At 47.1% G+C, this 11,159-nt stretch carries 10 protein-coding genes; 5 read left to right on the top strand and 5 right to left on the bottom strand.

The features are described from left to right. Positions 1 to 75: 75 nt before the first annotated feature. Positions 76 to 246 (top strand): hypothetical protein, encoded by a 171-nt coding sequence (locus NDI35_RS29240; RefSeq protein WP_445315760.1) that lies wholly within the window; start codon positions 76 to 78, stop codon positions 244 to 246. Positions 247 to 413: 167 nt separating this feature from the next. Here the strand turns inward: NDI35_RS29240 and NDI35_RS29235 are convergent, their stop codons facing one another. From NDI35_RS29235 to NDI35_RS29220, 4 genes are all read right to left on the bottom strand, one after another. Further along, entirely contained in the window at positions 414 to 866 is a 453-nt protein-coding gene (locus tag NDI35_RS29235; RefSeq protein ID WP_445315759.1) for an HNH endonuclease, read from the bottom strand. 2 nt (positions 867 to 868) lie between these two features. After that, positions 869 to 1,141, bottom strand: a complete 273-nt coding sequence (locus NDI35_RS29230) for a hypothetical protein (protein WP_445315758.1) — start codon at positions 1,139 to 1,141, stop codon at positions 869 to 871. A gap of 47 nt (positions 1,142 to 1,188) precedes the next feature. Continuing rightward, entirely contained in the window at positions 1,189 to 1,794 is a 606-nt protein-coding gene (locus tag NDI35_RS29225) for a DUF3318 domain-containing protein (RefSeq protein ID WP_445315757.1), read from the bottom strand. Positions 1,795 to 2,055: 261 nt separating this feature from the next. Beyond that, entirely contained in the window at positions 2,056 to 3,630 is a 1,575-nt protein-coding gene (locus tag NDI35_RS29220) for a NupC/NupG family nucleoside CNT transporter (RefSeq protein WP_445315756.1), read from the bottom strand. Positions 3,631 to 3,850: 220 nt separating this feature from the next. Between NDI35_RS29220 and NDI35_RS29215 the strand changes: the two genes are divergently transcribed. Continuing rightward, positions 3,851 to 4,141, top strand: a complete 291-nt coding sequence (locus NDI35_RS29215) for a hypothetical protein (protein WP_333187955.1) — start codon at positions 3,851 to 3,853, stop codon at positions 4,139 to 4,141. 110 nt (positions 4,142 to 4,251) lie between these two features. Here NDI35_RS29215 and NDI35_RS29210 read toward each other — a convergent pair whose 3' ends face one another. Next, complete coding sequence (locus tag NDI35_RS29210) at positions 4,252 to 4,446, bottom strand: hypothetical protein (protein WP_445315755.1); 195 nt, start codon at positions 4,444 to 4,446, stop codon at positions 4,252 to 4,254. A 399-nt stretch (positions 4,447 to 4,845) separates the two neighbouring features. On the opposite strand from NDI35_RS29210, the gene NDI35_RS29205 reads away from it, so the two are divergent. The 3 genes from NDI35_RS29205 to NDI35_RS29195 all read left to right on the top strand — a co-directional run. Beyond that, on the top strand, positions 4,846 to 9,723 hold the full coding sequence (locus tag NDI35_RS29205) for a CHAT domain-containing protein (protein ID WP_445315754.1): 4,878 nt from the start codon (positions 4,846 to 4,848) through the stop codon (positions 9,721 to 9,723). 76 nt (positions 9,724 to 9,799) lie between these two features. Beyond that, positions 9,800 to 9,988, top strand: coding sequence for a hypothetical protein (locus NDI35_RS29200; protein WP_445315753.1), 189 nt, complete (start codon positions 9,800 to 9,802; stop codon positions 9,986 to 9,988). 169 nt (positions 9,989 to 10,157) lie between these two features. Next, on the top strand, positions 10,158 to 11,159 hold a 1,002-nt coding region (locus NDI35_RS29195), incomplete at its 3' end, for a protein kinase domain-containing protein (RefSeq protein ID WP_445315752.1).

Genomic DNA, 11,159 nt, shown 5'->3' with positions numbered 1-11,159 from the left:
TAGAAGTTAGAGGAAAAAGAGGAGATTACCCTACACAACGTATTAAATTCAAGTCCAGTCACCCGACTTAATATTTTGTTACATACTTATGGATTTTCCCGCCGACCTACTTATTCTGGAGTGACGAGGGAGTGGCTGTATTGGTACGATGCAGATGGAAAACGTTATCTGACTCCTGAAGAACAGGTGAACAGATTAGCACAAAAATTGCGGGAGTTAGGAATCGATCCAAATAGTTTGAGGTGATTTAATGTACGGGGGGAAACCTCAGAGACTGACAAGCGATTGCACTTTCGATTAAAATAATTAAAATAAGTGCGTTAGCGAAGATTTCCGCAGGAATCGATCTTTCATTGCAGTACAAATTTTGCCGCAGGGGTAGCCCCTCAAAGTTTGAGTCACTCTCAGTATGCTCAACTTTCTGACTGAATTAAATCGCCTGCGGGTGGATGTCGTTTTATAGCTTTGTCAGCGGCCCGAATATTAATGACTCTCTCTCGATTTAAGACTAATGCTGTAACTGTAGCTCGTCCAATTGGAGTCAAACCAACTATTGATAATCCATCCGCAGACCAAATAAAATGTTCGCTCCAACTATCTTGTCTGGGGTTAAACAACGGTACTTCTACCTCTGACTGAGCATCTATCGCTGTAGTTTTATCAGATTTCTTGCGGTTGCAGTGAAAGCAAGCTAGTGCCAAATTGTCAATATCGTTAGTCCCACTTTTAGTTAAGGGAATGATGTGCTCGATAGTAAACTCTACGTACTGCCATTGTTCGGAGGCATGACAATATTCGCACAGACAGTTTGCTCTCTGACGAACTTGATTTTGGATATTTTCAGGGATTTGACGGCGACCGGACATTTCTACACAGTAGGCTGAATCTGACCCAAGAAAAGATTGCGGACAGTCCGATTGACAAAACTGAGGTAATCGTCGATTTCTTCGTAAAGATTGAGTTCTTGTTCTTCGTCAGGATTTAGGGGCAAGGTTTGTTGTTTGTCCAACAGTTCTTGAATTCGATTTTTGACAGCGGTGGAGGCTTTAAAAATGGGTACGCCTTCCACTAATTCAATGCGGACAGCTCCTTCTATAGGTAGAGTATCGCGCAGGTTTTCCAGTTTTGGCAGGATTAACATAGTTGTGGATTTTAGGGGTTTCCGTCTTGATTATATCTACGTTTTTTTCAATCTTTCCTCACACTATCGGGCACCCCCACCGCCGAAATACCCGATATCGCCTTTAAGTTTTGACACCGAATCAATTCGTTAAAATCCAAACTCCGCCCTTCAATTTGCGCCACAGCCTCGATCGCCCCCAGCAAATGTCCGGCCGCTTCCGCTTCATTGTAACCGCGCCTGAGAGCGACTCTAATCGCCCCCTCGTCAGCATCTAACTCTACTTGGGAACTGCGGTTGTCGCGCCAAATTCGAGTCATGGCGAGTCCCGTCAAACCGCCCGCGATCGCAGTGCCGATCGCATCTCCCTGCAACAATTCTACAACAGTCCCGACAATTCCCGCCAGAGCCGCACCTTGATAAATATCCGGTTTAAACCACTTAAAACTGCACAGAAAACTTACATTCCGCAATAGCAGTAAATCCCGCTGCGGCTTAGATAGCAGCCGCCACAAATCAAAATTAATATAAATCGGGCGAGATTGATTCCAAGGCAAAGGAAAATCGCAGTCAATTACCGTTGATTGTTGTGGCTTATTAATAATTTTACACATCATGCGGCCGGAAGCGGGCATCACATCTAACAGGCGGCGAATTTCTGGATCGGGATTCATAAATTTTGGGGTAATTAGTAACTGGTAATTGCATCTAGATAAAAAACAATAATATTGGTCAGGGCCTGGTAGCGGCTGGTTTTACCGACAATAATTGTCTAAAACCTACAATCTCGTAAACCCGCCCCCACCCAAGAGCTGATGCGATCGAAATCAAAGTTGATGTAGGTTATTGGTTCTGTGGGGGCGGGTTTCTGTAGATTTTTGACGCTAGTTAAATATTGTTCGTAAAACCCGCCCCTACAAGTCCATAGAAGATAATTAAGGGTTTTTCTTGGATGCGGGAGAGGGAGATTCTTGATCTCTGGGAGAAGCTTTTTGGGTATTAGCCGAAGGCTTCGGACTGACAATCGCTGGGGCAACTGACGGCTTTGAATTCGCGGCTGGGGAGGCCGGTGGTTTTGGAGAATCAGGGGCTGCTAGCGGGGCAGCAGGGGCTGTTTTAGCGCCTAAAATGCTGGCGTCTCCAGTGTCGAAGGTGCCGGCGATGCAAGCGATCATCATTGTCGCTAAAGTGCCTACAAATAATGCTTTCCAACCGAGTTCGGAAATGTCTTTGCGACGGGATGGAATGAGGGCTATTGTGCCACCGACAAATATGCCGACAGAGGCTAAGTGGGCGAAGCCGGAAAGGGCGTAACTGACAATTAAAACTGTACGATCGCTCACCAGTCCTTTTGCCCCCGCTTCTGCTAAACTTTGATAGGGCGGAATCGCTGTTTCTAACAGCCGGCGACCGATAATTACTGACGCTTGCCAAGAGTCGTCTAATGGAACTCCTGTTAATAGCGTCAGGGGATAAAATAAAAATCCCATAATGTTGGCTAAGGTGACAACTTTGAACAAGTCACCAATTGGGCCTGGCAAAATTGCCAGCCAACCAAAGAATTGATTGATTAAGGAAACTAAGCCCAAGATTAAAATCAAAACAGCGGCAATAGCTACCGCCATTTTTACACCGTCCAATGCGCCGATAATTGCTGCATCGAGAGGGCTGACTCGTTCGATGGGTTCTCCCCCAACAGTCTCTTGTTTGAATTCTTCGCGCTCCATGTCCGAAATTTCTTCCCCCACAAACTCGCGGCCTTGAGGCTTCGGTTCTTCCTTGGGAATGCCGCCCATTGTCAGCGGCACGCCTGTTTCTGGTACTAAGATTTTGGATAGGACAAAACAAGCGGGAATGGCGATAATTGAAGCGGAAACTAAATGCCCTAAAATATTGGGAAAAACTGGCTTTAGAAAACTAACGTAAATTGCTAAAGTTGAAGAAGCGGCCGTCCCAAAACAGCAAGAGAGGATTGCACAAATTTCCGATCGAGTCATTTGTGGCAAATAAGGCTTGACGACAATTGCCGCTTCAATTCCTACGAAGATATTAGCAGCGCCACTGAGGGCTTCTGCGCCGCTCAACCGCATTGTCGTATAAAAGATTTTGGCAAAAAGTTCGGTGACAATTTGAATCACGCCGATGTTGTATAGCAAGGCCATGAGGCCAGAAAAAAAGATGACTGTCGGTAAAGCTCTAAAGGCAAAAATATATCCTAAATTAACTGCCGGCTCTTTACCAGGTATAGGTACAACATTGCTCCCGAATACAAACCTCGCTCCAGCGTCAGCAGCGGTGAATACTCCATCCAGCAAGCTAGTAAACCACTCTAGGGCGAGGCGAGTTGGGGGGAACAGGAATACTAAAAATCCTAAGACTAATTGCAGGCCAATGCCCCAGATGATGACGCGCCAGGGAATATACTTGGACTGTCGGTTTTCTGAAAAAATCCAGGCGATCGCACATAAGCCAAAAATTCCCAGAAACGAGATAAGATTGTAGATTGACATAAGCCTAGTCCTTGAAATACTTAAGAATGCCGATCGACGGCTTGCACCACATCAGTTATACTATTCATCTGACGGCAAATGCTAAAAAAAATAACGGGCAGATGAATTACGCACTCAACAGCGTACTTCTGTCATTGCTTAGGTCATTCCGAAGTCTGCGGATCTTTAGCAACCCTTGATTTGCCGTAATTACCAGCAGTTTAGATAGAAACTCTAACACATGGAAGCTTTTGCTCCACATCCTCCTGAATGGACTGCGACGGCGGTTCACGCTAATGAGTTTTGCTGCCCCAAGTGCGGCGCTAGCTGCACGAATGCCACTGAGGTATGGATTAATCGTCGATCGCCAGTATATACCGAGTTCAACCGTCGCAAGTGGCAAGAATTTTACCGCTGCCAGTGCGATTCCGTGTGGTGGGCCTGGAGTAACGATAGGCCTCCTTCTGAACTTGTGCGTCGCGATGAGAGCTCGGATGATGACCCGGATGACAGCCCGGATGATGATTTTTAGAACCGTGACAGAATTTTCGCTTTTCGCTTTGCGATTTTTTTATTTAAAATTAGGGTAAGGTGCGCGGCCCGGCGCACCCTACATTTAGATAAGTTAACGCCAGTTATCAACTAATTGAGCACGTCAAGTATTCCCTTGACTACGCCTTCCATGACTCTTTCAATTAAGCTCAATTCATTTTCGCCGATCGACTCATTTAACAGCATTGACTGAATTCGCTGTCTGTCCTTGCGAGTCAGTTCGCCTGACGAAAATATCTGATCAACTATTTGTTCCGTTAGAAATGGGAAAGTTGGAGTTTGCATGGTTGGTCTCTAAAAGCATTAATATTTTGTTTTTAACTTTATTAGAGGAGCTAGTTCTTGTGTGGGTTTTTACTTTCCCACCCCATCCGTGCTCAAATCATAGGACTCTGGGGGGATTTTGTCAATACACTTGTTACAGATCAATACAAAATTTGCCTTAAATTTCCGACATTCTGGCAACGGGTGGTTTTGGAGTGCGATCGACCCCCGGCGGTGGCGGTATTCGATCGACATTTTTAAGTTTATTGGCACTTTGGCGGAACATTACAGCTCAAAAAAAATCAAAACGAGAAGAGATTAAAATTGGTAATGGAGAATTGGCTTTTCTGAATTCCCTCTTCCTTCCGGCTAATGACTAATGACTAAGAACTAATGACTAATGACTAATGGCTTCCTCCAATGACCTATTTTCGTTCTGTTCTAATTTTGACATTAGGTTTTGGGCTGCTACCGCTAGCAGTGCGATCGCAACCTGTAGTTCCCGCTAATGACGGCACGAATACTGTTGTTAAGTCGGAGCAAAATCGCACAGACATTAGCGGCGGACAACTGTCGGGAAACGGGGCAAATCTGTTTCACAGCTTCAGCCAATTTAATCTCAGCGAAGGTCAAATAGCTAATTTTCTAACTAATCCCAATATTCAAAATATTTTAGGGCGGATTTCCGGCGATAATGTTTCCGTAATTAACGGTCTGATTTCTGTAACCGGTGGCAACTCGAATTTATTCTTAATGAATCCGGCGGGAATTGTCTTCGGTCAAAATGCTAGATTAAACGTGCCGGGGTCGTTTTTTGCAACAACGGCTACAGGTATTGGGTTCGGCGAGCGCTGGTTCAATTCGGCGGGAATTAATGATTACAAAGCTTTAGTGGGAAATCCCAATCAATTTAATTTGAACAACTCACAAGTTGGTGCAATTGTCAATGCGGGAAACTTGACAGTTGGCAGCGGGCAAAGTTTAACTTTGCTCGGTGGCACCGTTATTAATACAGGACAATTATCTGCTCCCAACGGTCAAGTTACGGTGGCGGCTGTTCCGGGACAAAATGCAGTCCGCATCAGTCAAACGGGTAACTTATTAAGTTTAGAAATTACTCCGTCTTTGCATTCAGAAAACTCGGCAATCGCCCCGGTTTCTTTGCCTCAGTTGCTAACGGGCCCCGGCGTAGCGTCAGCCACAGGTTTAACGACTAACGAACAAGGTCAATTGGTACTGACTGGCGGTCAAACAGTGTCGGCAGTTCCCGGAAGTGCGATCGTCTCCGGTTCTGTAAATGTATTTGGTCCTTCTGGGAATGCTGGCGGCACAGTCAATATTTTAGGGGAAAAAGTTGGACTCTTCGGCGCAAATATCAATGCTTCCGGGACGGACGGCGGAGGTACTGTGCGCGTCGGAGGTGGTTTCCGGGGGATGGAACCAGTGCCAAACGCCCAGGTAACTTATGTTAGTCCTGATTCTACGATCGCAGCAAACGCGATCGACCGCGGCAATGGCGGCACTGCGGTAATTTGGTCAGACAATATAACTCGCTTCTTGGGCAATATTAGTGCTCGCGGGGGCATCGCCGCAGGTAACGGCGGAAAAGTAGAAGTTTCGGGCAAAAATGCTTTAACTTTCCAAGGACAGGTCGATACCCGCGCGACTAACGGTGCGATCGGCAATTTGTGGCTCGATCCGGCAAATATTACGATCGTCAGCGGTAACGGCGACAGCAGCGGGGACTCGACTGGCGGGGAACTGCAATCGGAACCACAACCCAACGAAACATCGATCTCAGAAGTGCAGTTGGAACAGATGATGGCCGGCAGCAACGTGGTTCTAGATACCCCGGGCTACATCACCCTCCAAGACTTGCCCGATAACAAACTTTCGCTGCAAGCGAGAACGGGAGACACCGTAACATTTAGAGCGGGCGGAGTGTTTGTTGTCAACGACCCCAAGGATGCAATCGAGACTCAAGGTGGCAACATCAACATTTTTGGCAGCAGCATCTCTCTGGGCGGACTCAATGCTAACGGCGGCAATATTGCTCTCACTGCTAACGGCATTGACTTCAGAGGCGGCAGCAATTCTGTCAGCAGTGCGGGGGGAACAATTCGCTTGCAACCCAACGATAGCCGAGCAATTCGGATCGGTGGCACCGGAGATATTTTGGGCATTTTAGACTTGACGGCAAGGGATCTCGGCGCTTTGGCGGGGGATTTCGGCTCGATCGCGATCGGGCGCGAAAACGGTAGCAGCTCGTCGATCGCGATCGTCGCACCCATTACCTTCAACAGCCCGCTGACACTTCAAGGCAGATCGATCGCGATCGACAATCCCCTAAGAACAAGCGGCAACGCTAGCTTGACTCTGGACGCGCCCCAAACCGATCTCAACGCCAACATTGCCACATCCGGCGGCGATCTCACTTTTACAGGAAACGCATCCCTCAATGCTGACGTGGCTTTGAGTACGGAAGTTACCGGCAACATTCTGTTCTCCGGTAGCCTAGACGGATCTCGCGCCCTGAGACTAGACGCTCAGCGAGTGCTGTTCGGCGCTACAGTCGGTCAAGCTGCACCGCTGGCGAGTTTGAGTGTAAACGCCGGCAGTACCGAGGTTTCGGGCAATATTGCGACATCTGGCGACATGACTTTCAATAGTAACGTCACAGTCGATCGCACCGCCGCCCTAACCGCCACTACCGGCAATATTGCTTTTGCCAATACCCTCGACAGCACGCCGGGCCGAGCAAATAACTTGACGCTGCGCGCTGGCGGCAACATTACTTTTGACGGCCTAGTCGGTCAAACTCAGAGGTTGGGCCTGCTCTCGGCTGATGCTGCTAGCGTGACGGCTGCTTCCACAATTACAGCGCGAAGTTTGAGCGTTAACGCGCGAGAGTCTGTTACCTTCGGGGGGGACAGTACGGCCGCTTTGGGAGCCGATATCAAGGCAGAAAATGTCCTTCTAGAGGGTAATTTAAGGACGGATGGCGGCAGGGTGAACCTGCAAGGAAGCCGCGAGGTTCGGACTGGTAATATTACCTCGAATGGTGGGAGGATTCGGGTTGAGGGAAATACTGTTGCTGCAGGTGCGATCGACTCTTCATCGGCAACGGGAACAGGAGGCGCGATCGCTCTCCAAAGCAATGCCGGCCCTCTAACTGCGGGAGCTTTGAACGCTTCGGGGGCGATCGGCGGAAATATTGCTGTCACCTCGAAAGCGGGTATTTCGGCTCTCGATCTCAACTCCAGCAGCACTTCAAACGGCAACGGCGGAGGCGTTTCCCTGAGCGCGACTGATAACATTCAGTCGGGCTTTATCAACGCTCAAGGCGGCGCTGGTGGCACTGGTGGCAGCGTTGATGTGACAACCCTCGGTTTGTTTCGCTCGAACAATGTTTTCAACGATATATCGGGCAATTCTTCGAGTATTTCTACTGCCGGAGGTGCGGCGGCGGGGGCAGTCGCCATTCGCCACGGAGGCGGTATCGATCGACCGTTTGTAGTTGGCGGCGCGATCGACAATGGAACCCTGGGAAGCATTAATGCTGGCGCGGGAAACGCCATTTTGCCCACTTTTTCTTTTGGACAAACTTACACCCAAGGAAGTTTACCAAATCAGATTTCCCTAGTTACGCCGGGCCCGCCCTCTACTCCGGCACCAATTCCCGCACCAATTCCCGCACCAATTCCCGCACCAATTCCCGCACCGATTCCCGCACCAATTCCCGCACCGCCTGTAGTGCCAGTAGTCCCCGTAAATCCTGATTCGGCGCTGTCAATTCCTGCATCTGTGCAAGTAGAATTGCGATCGCAAAGTAGATACAAACATTCCCCAATTAGCCCGGATTTTTTCGCTCCTTTTCGCAGGCTAGATTCGGCCGGTTCGGGAGTTTTAGAATTTGAACAAACCTTTACTCGTGAGTACGAAAAATATCTTGACTTGCCCGCAAGAAGACCGATTAGTAATATGTCGGTTATTTACGAAACTCTTCGCAAAAACGAACAAACTACCGGGATAAAATCGGCAATTATTTATATGAATTGGGTCAGCAGAGCGGATGCAGGCGCCGCCAAAGGAAATGGTTCGGTGCTGGTAGCCAGTCAGGATTTATCTAATCTATTGCCTGTGAGAAAAAACCTCGCATCCCAGCATCCTCATCCCTTAGAAGATAAGTTGACCCAGAGGTTGCCAGGGGAGGGCAAAGAAGTTTCCGATGTTCCTAACGGGGAGCATTTAGAATTAGTGTTAGTAACAGCTAACGCTCAACCGCAGCGCGTTTTAATTCCGGCGACAACGCGCTGGCAGGTGTTGCAACTAGCCGACGCCCTGCAAAGCGAAATAACTAATCCCCGAAAAAGAAGCAGCCTTAGTTATTTGGATACGGCGCAAAAACTTTATCGGTGGTTAATTGCACCAGTGGCCGCAGAATTGACAGCTTTAAAGATTGACAATTTAATTGTAATTCCGGCAGCAGGTTTGCGGAGCGTGCCGTTTGCGGCCCTTCACGACGGCAAAGGCTTTTTAGTTGAGAAATACAGCATTAGCGTGATGCCGAGTCTGAGTTTAACTGATATCGGCTACGACAATATTGCGGATGATGAAATTTTGGCAATGGGGGCGTCGGTATTTGAAGATAAAGCGCCATTACCAGCGGTACCGGTGGAGTTAGAGTCGATCGCGCCGCCCGATCGCGGAAAATCATTTTTGAATCAAGATTTTACTCTCGAAAATTTGCAAGCTCAGCGGGCAAATCGGCCTTTTGGTATCATTCACTTAGCAACTCACAGCGAATTCCAGCCCGGGGAACCAAAAAATTCTTACATTCAGTTGTGGGATACTAAATTACGCCTCGATCAAATGCCACAGTTGCGGTGGAATGAACCGCCGGTGAATCTGTTAGTTTTAAGCGCGTGCAGTACCGCTTTGGGCGATGCAGATGCGGAGTTAGGGTTTGCGGGTTTGGCGGTAGCTAGCGGTGCTAAATCGGCTTTGGCGAGTTTGTGGGAAGTCAGCGATGAGGGGACTTTGGGGCTGATGACTGAGTTTTATCGGCAGTTGCGGGCCCCCAGACGCGGTGGTAATTTGATGATTAAAGCGGAGGCTTTGCGACGCGCGCAATTGGAGATGCTGCAGGGGCGCGTGCGGATTCAAGACGGGATGTTGCGAGTCGATGGGCTTTCTGAAAGTCTAATTTTGCCTCCAGAAATTGCGGCGCGGGGCGATCGAGTGCTTTTGCATCCTTATTATTGGGCCGCCTTTACAATGATTGGCAATCCTTGGTAATAGACCTCTTGCAAAAATCCTTTTCATCATTGATGGGCCGGAGACCCCGTCCTAATTATTTTTGCAATCTTGTCTAATGAAGATGTGGAATGAAGAAGGAAAAAGAGGCGATTTGTACTCGCTTTCCTTACATGGTAATTCCCCTATTTATACTCTAATTATGCAGCGCCCACATCTCCTAGGAAGACTAACGGCGATCGCCCTTCACTCTGTTCTGCCTGCTTTTGGAGGAAACTGCGATCGCACTCCTGACCGGAATGTTTAGCCGTCTTCTTGTTAAGAAATATTAATAAAAAATAACTTTTCTTTTTAAACTTAAGTTTTTATTAAATTTTTGGATATTATTTATGTATTAGAGGATACATCTACTTAATTAATTAACAATTTCTCAAAAAAAAATAATTGAGTATTAATACTGACACGAGGCTGTAAGAATGATTAACTTACCGGGCTACGACATTACCAACCAAATCCATGAAAGTAATAATTCTTTAGTTTACCGAGGACTGAGAAAGCAAGACAACCAACCGGTAATTCTCAAATTTCTCAAACAAGATTATCCGATGCCAGCTTCATTAGTCAGATACAAGCAGGAATACGAAATTACACACAATCTCAACCTAGAAAGTGTGCCTAAAACCTACAGCTTAGAAAGATACCATAACAGTTTGGCTATCATTTTCGAGGATTGTGGTGGAGACTCATTAAAGCTCTTGTTGGCTTCTCACAAACTTACCTTAGAAGAGTTTTTATTAACAGCTCTTAAAATAACCAGGGCTTTAGGTGAAATTCATCGACATAAAATTATTCATAAAGATATCAATCCCAGCAATATTATTATTAACTCAACCACAGGGCGAGTTCAAATTATAGATTTTGGCATCTCTACTGTTTTAAAGCGCGAAAATCCTACCCTAAAAAATCCTAATGTTTTAGAAGGCACTCTGAGCTATATATCGCCGGAACAAACAGGCAGAATGAACAGAGCGATAGACTACCGCACTGATTTTTACTCATTAGGAGTCACTTTTTACGAACTGCTAACGCGGCAATTGCCCTGGGATTACAGCGATGCAATGGAATTAATCCACTGTCACATTGCCAAACAAGCAGTACCGCCCCATCAAATCAATCGAGAAATTCCTAAAGCTGTTTCTGATATTGTGATGAAGCTATTAGCGAAAACCGCTGAAGCCAGATATCAAAGCCCTTGGGGAATTATCGCTGACTTAGAAGAATGCCTAGAACAATTAAAAACTACGGGAGGAATTGCAGATTTTGCGATCGCCCAAAAAGATATTACAGATAAGTTTCAGATACCTCAAAAACTCTACGGCAGAGAAACAGAAGTTGAAACCTTATTAGCAGCCTTTGAGCGAGTCAGCAGAGGCAGCACCGAAATGATGCTAGTATCCGGTTACTCTGGCATTGGAAAA

This window comes from Microcoleus vaginatus FACHB-2002, from assembly GCF_040004035.1.
GTDB lineage: Bacteria > Cyanobacteriota > Cyanobacteriia > Cyanobacteriales > Microcoleaceae > Microcoleus > Microcoleus vaginatus_C.
Note: the sequence above shows the minus strand (reverse complement) of the source record. Positions and strands in the feature narration are given on the sequence as shown.

Coding starts and splice junctions, on each gene's coding strand:
- NDI35_RS29235 (WP_445315759.1), bottom strand. CDS start 866: ATGTCCGGTCGCCGTCAAATCCCTGAAAATATCCAAAATCAAGTTCGT.
- NDI35_RS29230 (WP_445315758.1), bottom strand. CDS start 1,141: ATGTTAATCCTGCCAAAACTGGAAAACCTGCGCGATACTCTACCTATA.
- NDI35_RS29225 (WP_445315757.1), bottom strand. CDS start 1,794: ATGAATCCCGATCCAGAAATTCGCCGCCTGTTAGATGTGATGCCCGCT.
- NDI35_RS29220 (WP_445315756.1), bottom strand. CDS start 3,630: ATGTCAATCTACAATCTTATCTCGTTTCTGGGAATTTTTGGCTTATGT.
- NDI35_RS29215 (WP_333187955.1), top strand. CDS start 3,851: ATGGAAGCTTTTGCTCCACATCCTCCTGAATGGACTGCGACGGCGGTT.
- NDI35_RS29210 (WP_445315755.1), bottom strand. CDS start 4,446: ATGCAAACTCCAACTTTCCCATTTCTAACGGAACAAATAGTTGATCAG.
- NDI35_RS29205 (WP_445315754.1), top strand. CDS start 4,846: ATGACCTATTTTCGTTCTGTTCTAATTTTGACATTAGGTTTTGGGCTG.
- NDI35_RS29200 (WP_445315753.1), top strand. CDS start 9,800: ATGAAGATGTGGAATGAAGAAGGAAAAAGAGGCGATTTGTACTCGCTT.